This window comes from Cupriavidus alkaliphilus, assembly GCF_900094595.1.
Lineage (GTDB): Bacteria > Pseudomonadota > Gammaproteobacteria > Burkholderiales > Burkholderiaceae > Cupriavidus > Cupriavidus alkaliphilus.
In genome coordinates, this window is record NZ_FMAD01000005.1 from 114,276 (window position 1) to 131,836 (window position 17,561).

17 protein-coding genes and 1 pseudogene are annotated in these 17,561 nt (G+C 69.4%); 3 read left to right on the forward strand and 15 right to left on the reverse strand.

All coding sequences use genetic code 11. From position 1 onward, the window contains the following. Positions 1-4: 4 nt before the first annotated feature. From GA0116996_RS12440 to GA0116996_RS12480, 9 genes are all read right to left on the reverse strand, one after another. The gene (locus GA0116996_RS12440) at positions 5-1,171 is read right to left on the reverse strand and encodes an acyl-CoA dehydrogenase family protein (RefSeq protein ID WP_092311536.1); all 1,167 of its coding nucleotides are present in this window, start codon (positions 1,169-1,171) and stop codon (positions 5-7) included. Continuing rightward, complete coding sequence (locus GA0116996_RS12445) at positions 1,161-1,946, reverse strand: enoyl-CoA hydratase family protein (RefSeq protein WP_092311539.1); 786 nt, start codon at positions 1,944-1,946, stop codon at positions 1,161-1,163. Before GA0116996_RS12445 ends, GA0116996_RS12440 begins: the two co-directional genes overlap by 11 nt. Positions 1,947-2,157: 211 nt before the next feature. Next, entirely contained in the window at positions 2,158-3,237 is a 1,080-nt protein-coding gene (locus tag GA0116996_RS12450) for an NAD(P)H-dependent flavin oxidoreductase (protein WP_092311542.1), read from the reverse strand. Further along, positions 3,234-4,124 (reverse strand): enoyl-CoA hydratase, encoded by an 891-nt coding sequence (locus GA0116996_RS12455; protein ID WP_092311545.1) that lies wholly within the window; start codon positions 4,122-4,124, stop codon positions 3,234-3,236. The genes GA0116996_RS12450 and GA0116996_RS12455 overlap by 4 nt, the downstream gene beginning before the upstream one ends. Positions 4,125-4,140: 16 nt before the next feature. Further along, entirely contained in the window at positions 4,141-4,941 is an 801-nt protein-coding gene (locus GA0116996_RS12460) for a CoA-transferase subunit beta (protein ID WP_092311548.1), read from the reverse strand. Positions 4,942-4,957: 16 nt separating this feature from the next. Next, the gene (locus GA0116996_RS12465; protein ID WP_092311551.1) at positions 4,958-5,848 is read right to left on the reverse strand and encodes a CoA transferase subunit A; all 891 of its coding nucleotides are present in this window, start codon (positions 5,846-5,848) and stop codon (positions 4,958-4,960) included. 15 nt (positions 5,849-5,863) lie between these two features. Further along, entirely contained in the window at positions 5,864-6,760 is an 897-nt protein-coding gene (locus GA0116996_RS12470) for a VOC family protein (protein WP_092311554.1), read from the reverse strand. A 105-nt stretch (positions 6,761-6,865) separates the two neighbouring features. After that, a complete protein-coding gene (locus GA0116996_RS12475; protein ID WP_092311557.1) occupies positions 6,866-7,582 on the reverse strand; it encodes an EthD domain-containing protein in 717 nt (238 codons plus the stop codon). Positions 7,583-7,838: 256 nt separating this feature from the next. Beyond that, positions 7,839-9,026: a helix-turn-helix transcriptional regulator gene (locus GA0116996_RS12480; RefSeq protein WP_092311560.1), complete on the reverse strand. Its 1,188-nt coding sequence runs from the start codon at positions 9,024-9,026 to the stop codon at positions 7,839-7,841. 232 nt (positions 9,027-9,258) lie between these two features. Between GA0116996_RS12480 and GA0116996_RS12485 the strand changes: the two are divergent. Next, positions 9,259-10,091, forward strand: a pseudogene (locus GA0116996_RS12485) (SDR family NAD(P)-dependent oxidoreductase). Positions 10,092-10,133: 42 nt separating this feature from the next. Continuing rightward, positions 10,134-11,033 (forward strand): NAD-dependent epimerase/dehydratase family protein, encoded by a 900-nt coding sequence (locus GA0116996_RS12490; RefSeq protein WP_092311563.1) that lies wholly within the window; start codon positions 10,134-10,136, stop codon positions 11,031-11,033. A 45-nt stretch (positions 11,034-11,078) separates the two neighbouring features. Here GA0116996_RS12490 and GA0116996_RS12495 read toward each other — a convergent pair whose 3' ends face one another. Genes GA0116996_RS12495 through GA0116996_RS12505 form a run of 3 tightly spaced genes read right to left on the reverse strand, consistent with a single transcriptional unit; the run spans position 11,079 to position 13,133 of the window. Further along, on the reverse strand, positions 11,079-11,837 hold the full coding sequence (locus tag GA0116996_RS12495) for an SDR family oxidoreductase (protein WP_092311566.1): 759 nt from the start codon (positions 11,835-11,837) through the stop codon (positions 11,079-11,081). Between the two features lie 25 nt (positions 11,838-11,862). After that, on the reverse strand, positions 11,863-12,717 hold the full coding sequence (locus tag GA0116996_RS12500) for an SDR family NAD(P)-dependent oxidoreductase (protein ID WP_425248312.1): 855 nt from the start codon (positions 12,715-12,717) through the stop codon (positions 11,863-11,865). Continuing rightward, the gene (locus GA0116996_RS12505) at positions 12,714-13,133 is read right to left on the reverse strand and encodes a nuclear transport factor 2 family protein (protein ID WP_092311569.1); all 420 of its coding nucleotides are present in this window, start codon (positions 13,131-13,133) and stop codon (positions 12,714-12,716) included. The genes GA0116996_RS12500 and GA0116996_RS12505 overlap by 4 nt, the downstream gene beginning before the upstream one ends. Before the next feature lie 208 nt (positions 13,134-13,341). On the opposite strand from GA0116996_RS12505, the gene GA0116996_RS12510 reads away from it, so the two are divergent. After that, a complete protein-coding gene (locus tag GA0116996_RS12510; protein ID WP_092311572.1) occupies positions 13,342-14,208 on the forward strand; it encodes an SDR family NAD(P)-dependent oxidoreductase in 867 nt (288 codons plus the stop codon). Between the two features lie 194 nt (positions 14,209-14,402). Here the strand turns inward: GA0116996_RS12510 and GA0116996_RS12515 are convergent, their stop codons facing one another. The 3 genes from GA0116996_RS12515 to GA0116996_RS12525 are packed head-to-tail and all read right to left on the reverse strand — an operon-like array spanning position 14,403 to position 17,552. After that, positions 14,403-14,849, reverse strand: coding sequence for a nuclear transport factor 2 family protein (locus GA0116996_RS12515; protein ID WP_092312271.1), 447 nt, complete (start codon positions 14,847-14,849; stop codon positions 14,403-14,405). A 14-nt stretch (positions 14,850-14,863) separates the two neighbouring features. After that, complete coding sequence (locus tag GA0116996_RS12520) at positions 14,864-16,495, reverse strand: FadD3 family acyl-CoA ligase (RefSeq protein ID WP_092311575.1); 1,632 nt, start codon at positions 16,493-16,495, stop codon at positions 14,864-14,866. 1 nt (position 16,496) lies between these two features. Further along, positions 16,497-17,552 carry a ferredoxin--NADP reductase gene (locus tag GA0116996_RS12525; RefSeq protein WP_092311578.1) on the reverse strand — a complete coding sequence of 352 codons (1,056 nt, stop codon included), beginning with the start codon at positions 17,550-17,552 and terminating at the stop codon, positions 16,497-16,499. Positions 17,553-17,561: the final 9 nt, after the last annotated feature.

The following is a 17,561-nucleotide window of genomic DNA, read 5'->3' on the forward strand; positions in this document are numbered from 1 at the left end:
GCCGTCATGCGCGCGGCATGCCGAGCAGGCGCTCGGCGACGATGTTGCGCTGGATCTCGTTGGTGCCGGCGTAGATCGGCCCGGCCTGCGAGAACAGGAAGCCATCCAGCCAGTGGCCGAGCGAACCCGGCGGCTGGCCGGCGGGCGCGACTTCGGCGGCCTGCCCCAGGATGGCCAGCGCGGTATCGTGCATATGGATGTCCAGCTCGGACCAGAACACCTTGTTGGTGCTCGATTCCGCGCCGATGTGGCCGCCCTTTACCAGCCGGCTCGCGGTGGCGTAGGTCGACAGCGTGTAGGCCTCGGCATCCATCCACGCGCGCAGCACCGCTTCGCGCAGCGACGGGTCGCGGTCCGCGGCCTCGCGGTTGGCCTGGTACAGCCGCACCAGCGCGCGCGCGGTTTCCTGGAAGCGGGCGGGCGAGCGCAGCATCAGGCCACGCTCGAAGCCGGCGGTGGCCATCGCCACCTGCCAGCCGGCGCCTTCGGCGGCCAGGCGGTTTTCCACCGGCACGCGCACGTCGTCGAAGAAGATTTCGGCAAAGCCGGTCTGGCCGTTGAGCTGGCGGATCGGGCGCACGGTGATGCCGGGCGTATTCAGCGGCACCAGCACGAAGGTCAGCCCGTGGTGGCGCGTCGACGCCGGGTCGGTGCGGAACAGCCCGAACAGCCAGTCGGCCCACACCGCGCGCGTCGACCAGATCTTCTGGCCGTTGATCACATAGTCATCGCCGTCGCGGATCGCACTGCAGCGGATCGCGGCCATGTCGGAGCCGGCGTTGGGCTCGGACCAGCCCTGCGCCCAGATATGCTCGCCGGCGGCCATGCGCGGCAGGAAGCGTGCTTTCTGCGCCTCGGTGCCGAATTCCATCAGCGTGGGGCCGAGGAGGAAGATGCCGTTCTGGTTCACGCGCATCGGCGCGCCGGCGCGCCAGTACTCTTCCTCGAAGATCAGCCATTCGATCAGGTCGCAGCCGCGCCCGCCCAGTTCTGCGGGCCACGTGACCATGCTCCAGCGGCCCTGGTTGAGGGTGGCCTCCCAGGCGCGGTGCTGGGCAAAGCCGGCTTCCGTGTCGAAGCTTTCCAGCGGCGTGCGCGGCACGTGCGCGGCCATCCAGTCGCGTACCTCGGCGCGGAAGGCGCGCTGGGCGTCGGTGTACTCAAGCTGCATCGCGTGCTCCCTGGGCGAAGGAAGCTTCCCGGCCTTCGACGAACGCGGCGCGCGCCTCGCCGGAGTCGGCGCTCATGTACGCCTGCAGCGTGAAGCCTTGCTCCCAGCGGTACTTGTCTTCCAGGTTGCCGTCTTCCACGCCGTTGAGCGCTTCCTTGGCCAGCTGCAGCATGGCCGGGCTCTTGGCCGCGATCTGGCGCGCCAGCGCCATGGCGGCATCGCGCAGTCCGGCGCGCGGCACCACGCGCTCGACCGCGCCCAGGCGAAAGGCTTCGGCGGCGTCGATCATCTCCCCGGTGAAGTACATGGCCCGGACCTTCTGCACGCCGAACATGCGCTGCAGGTGCGCGCCGCCGCCCATGGCGCCGCGGTCGATCTCGGGCACGCCAAAGCGCGCGCACTCCGACGCGACGATGATGTCGGCCGCGCCGCAGATGCCGATGCCGCCGCCCAGCACGAAGCCGTGCACGGCAACGATGACCGGCTTGGGATTGCGGTGCACGGCGCGAAAGGTCGCGTAGTTGCCGGCGTTGACGTCGACGATGCGTTCCGGGTGCGCCGACAGTTCCTTGATATCGACGCCCGCGCAAAAGCCGCGGCCTTCTCCGCGCAGCACGATCACGCGCACGGCGGGATCGGTGCCGAGGCGGTCGATGGCCGCGGCCAGCGCGTGCCAGCCGGCGTTGTCGAGCGCGTTGACGGGCGGGTGGTCGATCACCAGTTCGGCGATGCCGTCGGCGGTGTCGATGCGGAAGGGTTGGTGCGTCGCTTGCATGGTTGAATTGGCTATCATGTTGTTGATGCGTTGGTTCGGGCGTTGACGGCTCGCTGCTGCGGTAGCGCCTGCCCTCACCCCCTGCCCCTCTCCCGCGAGCGGGAGAGGGGAGCAAACCGGCGGCGCTTGCAACGCACGCAGTCCTGACCGCTTCGGTCGGGGTACTCCCTCTCCCGCTTGCGGGAGAGGGCCGGGGTGAGGGCCGGGCGCATCAACGAAGCCCACCCTGCCGCAATGCCAGCGCCTCCATCCGCGCTCGCGCCGCGGTGACCATCCCGGCCACGATCTGCTCGCACGACTCGATCGCGCCGATCGCCGCGGCCGCCTGCCCGCTGGGCAGCACCCCTTCATCCGGGCACCCCTCCACCATCGCGCGCTGGATCAGCACTGGCGCATTGGCGGCCATCAGCGTCTGCGCGGCGCTGTAGTCCTGCTCGCGCATCGCGCGCCAGGCCGTCGCCAGCAGCTGCGTGCTGCGCATGCCGGTACGCGCCTGCCATTTGCGCGCGGCCGCCAGTGCCAGCCAGGTGCGCCGCAACGGGCCGGCCTTTTCCAGCCCGACCAGCAAATCGTTGTCGATCATCCGCTGCGGCAGCCCGTCGATTGCCAGCGAGACGCGGATGTGGGCCGGGTCGCGCACCTTGACGTAGCGCTCCAGCGTCTGCGCCGGCACCGGCGACTCGGCCGACATCAGGAAGCGCGTGCCCATGGCCACGCCGGCGGCGCCATAGGCCAGCGCCGCGGCCAGCCCGCGGCCGTCGAAGAAGCCGCCCGCCGCCACCACCGGCACGCTGACGCTGTCCAGCACCTGTGGCAGCAGCAGCGTGGTGGGCGTGCCGCCGGTATGGCCGCCGCCCTCGCCGCCCTGCACCGTGACCACGTCCGCGCCCATTTCCACGGCCTTGGCCGCGTGCTTGGCGGCGCCCACGGTCGGCATGCAGACGATGCCTGCCGCCTTGAGCCGGCCGACCATCTTCGCGTCCGGGCCGCGCCCGTAGCTGACCGCACGCAGCCGGTGGCGGATCGCCATCTCGATGACTTCGTGCGCGTTGGGCTGGAACATGTGGAAGTTGATGCCGAAGGGCCGGTCGCTGAGCGCCTTCACGCGCAGGATCTCCTGCTCGACCTCGCCGGGCGGAATGGTCGCGCCGGCAAGAAAGCCGAAGGCCCCGGCGTTGCCGCTGGCAGCGACCAGCTTCGCGTCCGCCACCCAGCCCATCGCCGTCTGCACGATCGGATAGCGGCAACCCAGCAGGTCGCACAGCACTGTGTGCAGGCTCGCGTTGCTCATGCCTTGTCCTCGCCGCCGGTGCGTTGCGACGCCGCCATCGCGCGCGCGTCGTAGCCGCCCAGCTTGTCGCCGCTGACCAGTTCGTTGTGCGCATGGGCAAAGTGGTGCCAGGCAAAGACCGCATCCATCGCGGTGCGCTTGCCCTGCAGGTCCTCCACGTGGTTGACCGCCTGCTTGGTCAGCGTCAGGCCCAAGCGCGGCATCTGCGCGACCTTGGCGGCCATGCCGTAGACGGTATCCTCCAGCACGTCGCGCGGCACGACGCGGTTGACCATGCCCATGCGCTCGGCGCGCTCGGCGCCCATGCGCTCGCCCAGGAACAGGAATTCCTTGGCGATGCGCGGGTGCAGCTCATACGCATGCGCGAAGTACTCGACGCCGGGAATCCCCATGCGCACCACCGGATCGGCAAAGAAGGCATCGTCGGAGGCCACGATCAGGTCGCACACCCAGGCCAGCATCAGGCCGCCGGCGATGCAGGCGCCGTGCACCATGGCGATGGTGGGCTTGGGCAGCTCGCGCCAGCGCCGGCACATGCCCAGGTAGACCTCCTGCTCGCGCGCATAGAGGAACTCGCCGCCGGGCTTGTTGACGTGGTCATACCAGAGCGAGGCGCGCTCGAAGGTCTCGTTGATATCGCGCCCCGGCGTGCCGATGTCGTGCCCGGCCGAGAAATGCTTGCCGGCGCCGCGCAGCACGATCACCTTGACCGCGTCGTCGGCGGCGGCGCGCCGGTAGGCCTCGTCCAGCGCATACGTCATCTTCGAGTTCTGCGCGTTGTGGAACTGCGGCCGGTTCATGGTCACGGTGGCAATGCCGTCCGCGACCTGGTAGAGCACTTCGGCGTTGGGGCCCAGTTCGATGGCTTCGGTAGCTGGCGATGTCATGGCTTGGATCTCCGTGTCACGCGCGTCCGGCAGGATTGCCGCGCACGATCGCGGCGCGCAGGTTGTGCGGATCGAGCTGCGCAATCAGCCGCAACTCTTCCGGCGTCGGCGCCGCCGTCTCCGGCAGCGCTTCACCGGGCGCGTTGGCCAGGGCGAAACCGGTGGCTGCCTGCACCTGGTCCAGGCTCACGCCGGGGTGCAGCGAACGCACGCGGATGGCATGTTCCGGCCCGCCGAAATCCATCACGCACAGGTCGGTGACGATCACGCGCAGGTCGACGAAGCTGCGCATGCCTTCGATCCGCCGCGCCGGGTTGTAGCCGACGCTGCAGACCATGTCGACTTCGCCGGCGACAAAGGCGCGCGTGCTGTGCCCGGGCACGAAGTAGGAGTTGGCGTGGTGGATGCTGTTGCCCGGGAAGCCGCGCGCGCCGAGCAGCTGCGTCTTGGGCTGCGCATGGGTGCCGCCCAGGCAGGAGATATTGGCCTGGCCGAAGCGGTCGATCTGCGTCGGCATCACCAGCGCGTGGCGGCGCCCGCCCCACAGGCAGTCGAACACGCGCGCATAGCCCATCCAGCCGCTCGCGCGCACCTGGTAGTCCGGTTCGCGCGGGCCCAGCGGCACCGGCGTTTCGACCAGGTAGGCCTCGCCGTCGGTCAGCAGCAGGCCCGGGTTGTGCGCAAGCCGCGCCAGACCGGCGGCGATGCGCGGGCCGGTGCCGATGCCGGTGGCCAGCACCTCGCCGTCGTCGCGCCAGGCGCGGGCGGCGACGGCAATCATCAGCTCGGCGCGGGTGAATTCATAAGTGGCGCTCACGGTCGCTCCTTGGGGATCAAAGTACGGGCAGCGGCAGGTCGTGCACGTGGCCAGGGCCGCCGATGCACGCCAGGTAGTGCGCCTCGCTGTCGCCCACCACCTCGTCGCGGTAGGCGCGGAAGCCGTCTTCCGCGTCGGCGCTGGCGCAGTAGGACTTCAGCGCCGGCAGGTCCCAGCCATAGGCCGGCGCGCACGAAGTGGGATGGGCTCCCGCCGGCGCGTGGACCACGCCGCTCACCAGCGCGCGTTCGAACGGGTTGTTGCGGGCGCGCGCCAGGTCGATGTCTTCGAGGCGCGGGTGCAGCGTTTCGCAGCTGACATAGCAGCGCTGCGCGGCGCGCGCGAACCACTCGTCGAAGAACGGATCGGGGCCGTCGATGCGGGTGTTGCCGAGCACATCGCTTTCGTTCACGTGCAGCAGCGCCGCGTCCAGCGGGATCGCCGGCATCGCCAGCAGGACTTCGCCATCGTCGTACGGCGAACGGACCGTCTTCAGGTGCGGGTTGCGGTCCAGCACATCGGTGCCCAGCGCGGCGCGCGTCGGCAGGAACGGCAGGCGCGCGGCGGCGGCGCGCAGGCCCAGTTGCAGCATGCCTTCGTCCAGTTCCGTCACCGCCAGCAGGCCGCGCTCGCGCGCCTGGCGGAAGTACGGCTCGAGCGGGATCACGTCGAGCGAGACAAAGCCGAACACCAGCCGGCGCACCTTGCCGGCGGCGCACAGCATGCCCACCTCGGGGCCGCCGTAGGCGACCACCGTCAGGTCTTTCAGCGGCGAGCGCAGGATCTCGCGCACCAGCGCCATGGGCTTGCGGCGCGGGCCCCAGCCACCGATGCCGATGGTCATGCCGTCGGCGAGCTGGCCGACCACGTCGGCCGCGCTCATGGTCTTGTCGATCGTCTTGGTCATAGGTCTGTGCCGCGCTTAGCGGTATCCGATGCTGAAGTCATGGCCCCACAGGCTTACCCGCGTGGCCTCGTAGGCGGCGTGCTGGCTCCAGTCCACCGCCAGCCCGCCGTGCCCGAACTCGAGGTCGAAGCCGCCGGGGGTCTTCATGTAGAAGGAAGTCATGCGGTCATTGCAGTGCTGCCCCAGCGTGGCCGACAGCTTCACGCCGTGCTGCTGCACGCGGTCCAGCGCGCGGCCCACCTCGGCCATGTCGGGCACCTCGGCCATCACGTGGATGCAGCCTGCTTCGGACGGCATCTCGAAGATCGCCAGGCTGTGGTGGCGGGCGTTGGCGCAGTGCAGGAAGTGGATGCGCTTCTCCGGCTCGTTGGGGTCGCTGGTGAAGCGCACGCGGAAGATGTCGGACAGGCCGAAGCCCATCACGTCGCGCAGGAAGGCATAGGTCTGGTCGAAGGCCGGTGCCGGCAGCACGGTATGGCCCGCGCCCATCGGGTCGGTGATGAAGCGCGGCACGCCAACCGGCGAGACAAAGCGCAGGAAGTCGGAGCGCATGCCCCACGAGACCTCGTGGCGGTTGCCGGACGGATCGGCAAACCAGGCCATCGCCTGCACGCGGCGCTGCGCCAGTTCCGCGGGGCTGGCGTGCACGACTTCGACGTTGGCCTGGCGCAGCGTCTCGAGCGCATGGCGATAGGCAGGCTCGTCGGCCAGCTCCCAGCCCGATGCCAGGTAGCGGTCGCGCGCACCGGGCACTACCAGGTAGCGGTAGTCGCGCTCATCCATCTTCACGTACAGCGCACCGCCGGGCGCGCCGGAACAGGCCATGCCGAGCACCTGCTCGGCATAGCCTCGCCACTGCCCGATGTCGGTGGACTCGACCACGATGTAGCCAAGCGCACGAATATCCAACATGCCGGTCTCCTCAGGTTCGTTGCCACTGCTGGCTGATGGGACCATTCTTCCGTGCGCTGCAGCCCGGCACATCGTCCAGTGGGACTAGCCGGTCCGGCGCGGGCGTCAGGCCGCTGCCGGGCGCACGAGGTACTGGCTGGTGGGGATCACGTCGATCTTGTCGAAGTCGATGAAGCGCTGGCAGCTTTCCATCATGGCCTGCAGGTTGCGCTGGAACTTGTCTTCGTCGCCGGCCGCGTCGAAGAACGCCTGCGGGTCGGTCATCGCCGCATCGGGGAAGCCCTCTTCGACAATGGCGTCGTAGTGCGGCGCGGCGTAGGTGAGCGGGCGCACCACCACGTTCTGCACGTAGAGGAAGTTGTCCTGGGTCTCGACCGCCACCGGCGTATGGTGGTTGTGCCAGAGGTCCAGCCAGGCCTGCGGCGTAAGCCGGGGCGGCCGGGTAAGGAAGGCAAGCTGCGCGAAGCCGGGCGTGCGTGCGCCCGGCGCGGCCGGGAAACGTGTATTGCGGATGGGCTGGGACTCCGTCACAAGGTAGCCGGCCATGCGGCCCACGGCGGCCTCGATCGCCTGGTCGAACGGCTGCCGCAGGCGGTCGATGGCGCTGTCCATCCAGACCGAGACCAGCCCTTCCATCTGTGGACGGGTATTCGCCTGGCGCAGGCCCGCGGCCGGCAACACCGCGTCATCCGCCACGTTCACCTGCAGTCCGCGCGCGCCCAGCGCCAATAGCTTGTCCGCAAGCGTCGTGCGCAGCCGGCGCGCGAACTCCCCCGGCTCGGTCTGGGAATCGCGCCAGACGATATAGATGACTTTTTCCATGCTCCACGCTCCCTGGTACAGGGTCCGGCCGGGGCCGGACAGGTTGATGCGTGCGCGGAACAGGAGCGGGCGCGGACAGCACGCGTCGCTGCGTCCGTCTGAGGTGCCATCCGTGTGCCGCGCCCGCTTGTCGAATGCATGCTAGCGGCGCGGATGGCGGGACTCATCCTCCATTCGGACTAGGAGAACCGAACATCGGGCCACAAGGGAGTTACGCGTGCCCTGGAACACGCGTGCGTAGATGGCGCCCCGGCGCTCAGCCGAGCGTTACCACACTGCTCAGCAGCATGCGCACCAGTGTGGCCTGCCGCGTGACCCCCGTCTTGGAGAAGATCGCGCGCAGGTGGGCGCGCGCCGTGTTCTTGCTGGTGCCCAGCGCCTCGGCGGCTTCGTCGAGCGTCATGCCGTCGGCAAGCACCAGCGCCAGCGCGGTTTCGGCGGGCGTGAGGTCGAACAGCTTGCGCACCACCTCATGCGAGGCGCGCGACTTGCGCTCGGGATCGCGGATAAAGACCGCGCAGGCCGGGCGATGGCGGTGGTCTTCGGACCATTCGCTGAGCGGAATGGTGCGGATCAGCACGCCCAGCTTGCCGCGCCCCGAGGGGCGGGTGATCGACATGGCTTCGGCCAGCGCCGGCGCGCTGCCGTGGTGCCCCATCTGGGCGCGGCGCAGCAGGTACTGGAACTTGCGGCTTTCCTGTGCGTAGGCGATCTCGAAGCTGGCGCCGTTGAGGCGGATGCCATCGTTCTCCGCAAGGATCTCGTCGGCTTCCGCATTCTTCTTCAGGATTGCGCCGGCTGCGTCGAGGATGACCATGCCCACCAGCATGCGGTCGATCGCGCCAGCATAGAGGCTGCGCTCCGATTCGACCACATCCAGCCTGGAATGCAGCCGGACCGCGCGCCGCAGGTGCGGCAGGATGGTAGCGCACGCCGCCTTGTCCACCTCGGAGAAGTCCTGCGCGTCGTGCTGGCGGCAGACGCGCAGCCGGCACTCGACCCCGTCTTCGGTGCAGATGTCCGCGCCCAGCAGGTAGCGCACGCCAAGCGGCTGCAGGAACTGCCGGTAGATCTCGCTGCGGCACCAGTTGCCGGCGCCCATCGCTTCGTCGACCGTCACGGCCCGGTCGGTGGGCAGGTTGATAAAGGGATCGATGGCGTAGTAGTAGGTGTTGTACGACGCCTCGGCCTCGAGCGAAGTGCCGTGCTGCGACGCATGCACCGCGATGCCACTGCGGTCGCTCGCGGGCGAGCGCAGGATGAAGCTCACATAGCTGGCATCAAGTTGATTGCGCAGCATTTCCAGCGCGCGGCCCCAGGGTACGGGCTCCATCGGCCCTTCGTAGACCGCCGCCAGCAGCGCGCTGAAATGCGGCAGGCTCAGTCCGGACTGCGCAAACCAGGGCGACGCCGCCCCTTGCGCCTCTACGGTCGCCATCAACATTGTCTGTCTCCTGTTTCCACACTCCATGCGTGGACTGACCGGTGCTCTGCGGCACCTGGGCAGCGCAGATTATAGGGAGGCTGCCTGCCGATGTCCGGCACTCGGCGCCCTTGTTTGCCCTGGTTTGCGCCCTCTCGGTGTTTTCCCTGACCTGCAATCGGACGATGCCGGTCGCGCCTGCCGCCGATCAAATGGCCGTACACCACAGGGCAACCGAAGGAGAACGACTCAGATGGATTTCACCGACAAGACCGTGCTGGTCACCGGCGGCGGCGCCGGCATCGGGCTCGCCAGCGCGCAAGCCTTCCAGGAACAGGGGGCGCGCGTGGCGCTGATCGAGATCGACGCACAGCGCGCCGGGCAGGCCCGGGGGCGCTGCTGGGCAAGACCGGCACGGAAGTGCTGGTGGTACAGGGCGATGCCACCGATGCCGGCACCGTGCGCGAACTGGCTGCGCAGGTCGAACAGCGTTTCGGGGTGCTGGACGTGCTGGTCAACAACGTCGGCGATTTCCTGCGCATCGCCAAACCGTTCGAGCACTATGCCGACGACGAGATCGCGAGCCTCTACGCCGCCAACCTGGGCCACGTGTTCACCGTCACGCGCGCCATGCTGCCGCTGCTGCGGCGCAGTGCCGCCGGCAGCATCGTCACGGTGTCGTCGATCGAGGCGTTCCGCGGCATTCCCTACTGCAGCGTCTATGGCGCCTTCAAGGCCGCCATCACCGGCTTCACGCAGAGCCTGGCGCTGGAACTGGCGCCGGCGGGCATCCGCGTCAACCTGATCGCCCCCGAGACCACCGAAACGCCGCAGGTTCCGGTGTCGCAGATGGTCGCGGCGGAACACCGGCACCATATCCCGCGCTGGATTCCGCTGGGCCGCTTCGGCACGCCGCGCGACATTGCCGACGGCATCCTGTTCCTGGTCGGCCCGCGCGCGGCCTGGATCACCGGCACGGCGCTGCATGTCAATGGCGGCGCGCTGGCCGCGGCCGGCTGGTATCGCGACCCCAGGGGCGCGTGGACCAACATGCCGGTCATCGGCGGCAACGGCATGAACCTCTGATGGCCGCGCACCGCGGCCACACCACCCCACCAGGAGACAAGCATGAAGATACTGATCGTCGGCGGCACCGGCATGATCGGGGGCCACGCGGCCCTGCACCTGCGCAGCCACGGGCACGACGTCACCATCGCGGGGCGCAACCGCCCCGCGCCTGGCACGGCGCTGGGCGGGCTGGACTTCCTGCGCTGCGACTACATCGCCAATGACGTCCCGGCCGCGCAGCTCGGCGCCTTCGACGCGCTGGTCTTCGCCGCCGGCAACGATGTGCGCCACGTGCCGCCCGGCGGCGACGAAGCCGCGCACTGGGAGCGCGCCAACATCGAGGGCGTGCCGCGTTTCCTGCGCGCGGCGCGCGCTGCCGGGATCCGGGTCGCCGTCTACGTCGGCAGCTTCTACCCGCAGGCGCAGCCGCAGCTGGCCGAGGACAACGCCTATATCCGCTCGCGCAAGCTGGCCGACGAAGGCGTGCGGGCGCTGGCCACGGATGCCTTCCGCGTGTGCAGCGTGAACGCGCCGTTCGTCGTGGGCACGGTGCCGGGCCTGATGGTCCCGATGTTCAAGGCCTATACCGACTACGCCCGCGGCAACTTTGCGCCGATGCCGGATTTCGCGCCGCCCGGCGGCGTCAACTTCATCTCGGCCACTTCGCTCGCGGAAGCGATCGAAGGCGCCCTGCTGCGCGGTGAAAACGGCAAGGCTTACCTGGTAGGTGACGAGAACCTGTCGTTCCAGGACTATTTCGGTGCCTTCTTCCGCGACGCGGGCCGCCCGGTGCCGCCTGTCATCGACCAGGAGCATCCGTTGCTGCCGGACTCGGCCATCTGCTTCGGCCGGGGCAATACGCTCTACTACGAGCCGGATGCGGCCGAGACCGCCCTGCTCGGCTATCGCCGCCGCGACATCCTGCGCACGGTCGGCGAGATCGTGACGCAGTACAGCTAGCCTGGCGCTGCGGCGGCCTGCTTCCACGGGCCGCCGCAGCGGGCCTTACAGCCCCGAGATCAACTGCGCGTTATCGATGCGCAATTCCGCGCCATTGATAAAGCGCGACGCGTCCGAAGCCAGGAACAGGACCAGCTTGGCCACATCCTCCGGCTGGCACATCCGTGCCATCGGGTCGGTGCCGATACCGAGCGTGGCCGGGTCCAGGTCCGGCACCAGCGCCTGCGTCATCGGCGTCCAGACGCCATCGGGATGGATCGAGTTGCAGCGGATCCGGTAGCCGTTCTGCTTGCAGTGCACGGCCACGCTGCGCGTCAGCGCGGTAACGGCGCCTTTGGCGCCGCTGTACGCGCACATCATCGGCAGCCCACCCAGCGCCGCCACCGACGACATCACCACGATGGAGCCCCCGGCGGGGTTGCCCTTCATCGCCTGCACACCGAACCTGCAACCAAGGAAATAGCCGTCGGCATTGACCCGCATGACCTCCCGCCAGCTGTCGAGCGAGGTTTCCTCGATCGACCCGAGCGGACAGATGGCCGCATTATTGACCAGCACGTCGAGCCGGCCGAAGCGGTCCTGTGTGGCGGCCATGGCCTTGCGCCAGTCCTCCTCGCTGGCAATGTCGTGGCGCACGAACATGGCCGCGTCCCCGATCTCGCGGGCCAGTGCCTGCCCGGCCTCCTGGTTGACATCGCTGATGACCACGCGCGCACCTTCGGCCGCCAGCAGCAGCACGTCGGCGCGCCCTACCCCGCTGGCCGCGCCGGTGACCAGCGCAACCTTGTCCTTGACTTGATGCATAGTTTCTCTCCTTGGGTTGCCGGCTTCAGCCGGCTTCGGGAATCCTGCCGGTCAGAACGGCCTGCAGCGCGGCTTCGCCATACACCGCAGCCACGGTTTCGTCGAGGATGGGATTGCCGCGCAGCTCGCTGCCGCCGTCCACGGCGATGCTCTGTCCGGTCACCCAGCCCGATTCCGGCCCCGCCAGGTAGCGCACCGCGCTGGCAATGTCGTCCGGTTCGCCGGCGCGGCCCAGCGGCATCTGCGCGACGAACTTGTCGAGGATGGCCGGGTTGTCGAACATCGGCCCGGTCGCGCCGGAGCGGGTGAGCCCCGGCCGCACCGCATTGACGCGGATGCCGCATCCCGCCAGCTCCTCGGCCGCGGCGCGCACGAACGCCTCCAGCCCCGCCTTGGCGGCGCAGTACGCCGACAGCCAGCGGCAGGTCATGCGCGCCGCGTTCGACGAGATACAGACGATCGCACCGCCATGCGGTGCCATCAGCGGCGACGCGTGGCGCACCGCCAGGAATGCGCTGGCGATGTTCAGCTCAAGCTCCGCCATCAGGGAGGCCGCGTCATGCATCAGCAGCGGACGGAAACCGCCCCCGCCAACGGTCGCGACCACGATATCGAGGCGCCGCTGCAGCGCCCAGGCCTGCTGCAGCGCGGCCTGCATGTCAGCCTCGCGGCAAGCGTCGCCGACGCTGATTTCCACGGTGGCGCCGGCCACCTGCGCGCACAGGCTGCGACGTGCCGCTTCCAGCGCTTCGCGCCGCCGCCCCATGAGGACCACCGCCGCGCCATCGCGCAGCAGCGCCAGCGCGCTGGCCGCACCGATGCCGCCGGCGCCGCCGGTGACGAGGGCGGTCTTGCCTTCCAGTACACGGGTCGTCATCATGCCCCCCGCAGCGGCAGGTCCTGCGTCCAGTCCACCACCAGCTCGCGCGCGGCAATGCGCCACTGGCCGTCGCGCCGCACGAAGCGGTCCTGGTAGCGGATGCCCCAATCCAGCTTGCGCGGCACGCCGTCCTGTTCGTACAGATGGTTGGCCACGCAATAGGTCTCGCCGGTCGCGGTATCGCCATCGACTTCGACCAGTTGCTGGTGCACGTGATGCTGCGTGGTGCTGTACTGGCCGAGCGATGCCATGCCGTCAGCAATCGCCTGCGCTGCGTCCATGCGGAAGCCCGGCCCGCTCAGCCATGCATCCGCCGTGAACAGCGCTGCCAGTTTCGAGAAATCGCGCCGGTCCACCGCCTGCGCATAGCGGCAGGTCAGGGCATGGATGGCTGCCTTGCACTCCAGTTCAGACATGGCCAGTCTCACTCCTTGTTGTGACCGCCAGCGCCGCGATATGCAGCGCTGGCAGTCGTTGGGATGGGGACTATCGTCGGCCTTGCCGCGCCGGGGGCCATCGTCCGCGTGGAGTATCCGGACCGGGTATCGCGTAGTCCGAACGAAGGATGTAGCGACGCCGTTCCCGCCCCAAGCTTCGATGGCATCCATGACACAGGAGACACACATGAAGCAGGTGGAACAGGCCATCGTCGCCGTCGTCACGGGCAGCTCGCGCGGTGCCGGCAAGGGCATCGCGCTGGCGCTCGGTGCGGCGGGCGCTACGGTGTACGTGACCGGCCGCACCGAGCAGGAAGGCAGCGCGCCGCTGCCCGGCACCATCCACGCCACGGCACGCGAGATCGATGCGCTGGGCGGGCGCGGCATCGCGCTCGCGTGCGATCATCGCGACGATGAGCAGGTGGCGCGGCTGTTCGCGCGTGTGCGCGAGGAATCCGGCCGGATCGATATCCTGGTCAACAATGCGACCTTCCTGCACGACGAACTCATCATGCCGGGGCCGTTCTGGCAGAAGCCGCTGGAGATGGCCGGCATCCTCGACGTGGGCCTGCGCTCAGGCTACGTCGCCAGCTGGCATGCCGCGCCCATGATGACCGCGCAGGGCCGCGGGCTGATCGTGTTCACCTCGTCATTTGGCGCCAACTGCTATATGCACGGTCCTGCCTACGGCGCGCAGAAGGCGGGCATCGACAAGTTCGCGCATGACATGGCGGTCGACCTGCGGCCCTACGGCGTGGCGGCGGTGTCGCTGTGGATGGGGCCGCTGCGCACGGCGCGCACGCTGCGGGTATGGGAGCAGCATCCGGACAAGTACGCGGGCTTCGCGCCGGTGGCGGAGACGCCGGAGTTCACGGGGCGCATCATCGACGCGCTGTATCGGGATCCGGGGTTGATGGAGAAGTCCGGGCAGGTGCTGATCGGGGCGGAGGCGGCGCTGGCCTATGGCATCGTCGATGCCGAAGGCGTGCAACCGCCGTCGTACCGGCAGGCGCTGGGCGGCCCGCCGGCGGTGCATCCGGCGATTGTGGAATAGGGTTGGGACGCGTTGGCGCCTGGGACGCGCCAACTCTCCCCAGGCCCTCCAACTCCCGCTTGTGTACTCCCTCTCCCGCTTGCGGGAGAGGGAGAAAACCCTCGGCAGGATCGTTGCCTCGGGCCTTCCAACTCCCGCTTGCGGAGATAGGAACAAACAATCGGCAGGCGCCAGCCAGCTCGAGCGCCGTCAGCCTACGTCCCCACCGACAACAACCCCGTCGTAAACACCGTCGACCGGATCACCCAGGCCCCCTCCACCCGCACATACTCATCCACATAGCGCCCAGTCAGGAACGTCCGCGTCCCGCTGGCATCATCCAGCGCCAGGTAAGCCAGGTCCCAGCTCCCCTGCGCCGTGCCGTCATCTCCCACGCGGATATCCCCCTGCCCCGCAAAATGCATCTCCCGCAGCGTGGGCCGGCAGGCCAGTTCCGCAAAGCACTGCACCAGCGCATCGCGTCCCGCAAAGGTCCCGATCCGGTCATAGTGGATATGGGCCCCGTCGGCGACAAAGCACGCCCGCATGGCCCCGGGGTCCTTGTCGTCGCAGGCGCGCAGGTAACGCAGCTTGAGCGCACGGATCGCGTCGGCGGCTTCGAGCCGCTCCAGGCGTTGCGCAAGCGACTTCATGTCCGTCATGGCGTATCCCCCCGTCACGATGCCCGCAACTGGTACTTCAGCACCTTCCCCGCCGCGCTGACCGGCAGCGAGGTCACGAACAACACCTCGCGCGGCACCTTGTAGTTGGCCATGTGCCGGCGCGCCCAGGCGATCAGCGTGTCGGCGTCGACGCGCGCGCCGTGGCGCAGCACCACGTAGGCGCGGCCGACCTCGCCGAGGCGGTCGTGCGGCATGCCCACCACCGCCACCTGGGCCACGGCCGGATGCGCCACCAGCAGCTTTTCCACCTCGGCCGGATAGCAGTTGAAGCCGCCGACGATAAACATGTCCTTGATGCGGTCGGTGATGCGCAGGTAGCCGCGCGCATCGAGCGTGCCGACGTCGCCGGTATGCAGCCAGCCGTCGCTGTCGACCGCTTCGGCGGTGGCTTCCGGCAGGCCGAAATAGCCCTGCATCACGTTGTAGCCGCGCACCAGCACTTCGCCCGGTTCGCCGGTGGCCACCGGCTGGCCCTGCGCGTCGATGCAGCGGATCTCGATGCCGGGCATCGCGCGGCCGGAGGTGCCGGCAACGGTCTCGGCGTCGTCGCCGGCGCGCGTGAGCGTGGCGAAGCCGCACGACTCGGTCAGGCCGTAGCCGGTGATGATGGTGTCGAAGCCCAGTTCGTCGCGCATGCGCTGGATCAGCGCCGGGGCGATCGCGGAGGCGCCGGTCACCGCCACGCGCAGCGAGGACAGGTCGAACTCGCGCAGGCGCGGCGCATTGAGCAGCGTCTGGTACAGCGTAGGCGGACCGGGCAGCACCGTGATGCCTTCGTTCTCCACGCGCGTCATCACGGCCTCGGCGTCGAACACCAGGTGGGGCAGCACCGTGGCGCCGCGCGACAGCGCCGCCAGCCATCCGGCCTTGTAGCCGAAGGTATGGAAGAACGGATTGACGATCAGGTAGCGGTCCCCTGCCCGCACCCCGGTGATGGCGGCCCAGCCGTCGATGGCGCGCAGGTTCTGCGCGTGCGCGGTCATCACGCCCTTGGGCCGGCCGGTGGTGCCCGAGGTGAACATGATGTCCATCGGCGTGTCTCCGCGCACGCCGGCTTCGCGCGCGGCAAATGCCGCCGGCTCGGTGCGCGACGCCAGCGCCAGGAAATCGTCCCATGTCAGTTCGTCCGCGCCGGCGGCCCGGCCCTGCCCCGGGCGCAGGATCACCAGCCGCTCCAGCGTGCCGGGGCGATGCGGCGCCAGCATCTGCGGATAGCTTTCGCCGAGGAAGCCGTCGACGCAGAACAGCAGGCGCGCGCCGCTGTCGGCCAGCACCGCGCCGGCTTCGGCCCCTTTCATGCGCGTATTGAGCGGCACCAGCGCCGCGCCCACGCTGTGCGTGGCCAGCGCCGCGATGATCCACTCGGAGAAGTTCGGCGCCCACAGGGCCACGCGGTCGCCGGGCTGCACGCCGAGCGCCATCAGCGCGCGCGCCGCCCGGATGCGGCTGTCGTCGAGCGCGGCGTAGCTCAGGCGCAGCCCGTCTTCCTGGATGGCGATGCGCTCGCCGTGGCGGCTGGCAGCGCGCCGCAGCAGCTCGGGAATGGTCTCGGCGATGCTGTCGTTTGCCGCGGCTTCGATGCCGGCCGGTGCCACAATGGCGTCGAGGGTGTCAGATGGAGTCATGTCAATCCGGGAACTTCAGGTGGATCTCGCTGCTGGCCGGGCGCGCCTGGCAGGCCAGGGTCCAGCCCGCCTCCAGGTCGGCGCGGTCGAGCACATGGTTTTCGCCGAGCGTCACGTCGCCCTGCGTCACCTGGCACATGCAGGCGCCGCACAAGCCGGCGCGGCAGGAGTTGGGCGCGGCCACGCCGGCGCGCTGCAGCGCGTCGAGCACGGTTTCGTCGGGCGCCACGCCAACCTGGTGGGTCGCGCCGTCCAGCTGCACGGTGAGGGCCGCGCCGCGCATCGCAGGCGCGCAGACGACAGCTTCGGTCACGGCCACGCTGGCTGGCGCCGTGGCCGCCGGCGCGTCGGGCAACGAGACGAAGCGCTCTACGTGCAGCTGGCCGCGCGGGACGCCCAGCGCCTGCAGTGCGGCCTGGGCGCCGTCCATGAACGGCCCGGGACCGCAGACAAAGCACTGCGCCATGCTCCACGGCCGCACCAGTTCCTCGATCTGGCGCTGCGTGGGCGGGCCCTGCACGCTGTCCAGCCAGTGGATCACGCGCAGGCGGCCGGGATGGCTGCGCGCCAGTTCCGCCAGCGCCTCGCGAAAGATGATGGAGCGTTCGTCGCGGTTGGCATACACCAGCGTGACCGCGCCGCGCCCGTGCCGCAGCGCCGCCTTGGCGATCGACAGCACCGGCGTGATGCCGCTGCCGCCCGCCAGCAGCAGGAAATCGCCCTGCAGCGCTGGCGGCGTGAACACGCCGGCGGGCGGCATGGCCTCGACCGTATCGCCGGCGCCGAGATGGTCGCAGATCCAGTTGGAGACGCGCCCGCTCTGCACGCGCTTGACGGTCACGCGCAGCGCGCCGTCAACGCCCGGCGAGCTGGACAGCGAATAGCAGCGCTGCAGCGGCACGCCGTCGACGGGCACGCGCAACGTCAGGAACTGGCCCGGGCGGTAGGCGAAGGTCTCGCGCAGCCCCTCCGGCAGCGCGAAAACCAGTGAATGCGCCTGGTCCGTCTCCGCGACCACTTCGGCAATCTGCAGCCGATGGAATTGCACTGGCGCCATGATGTCCTT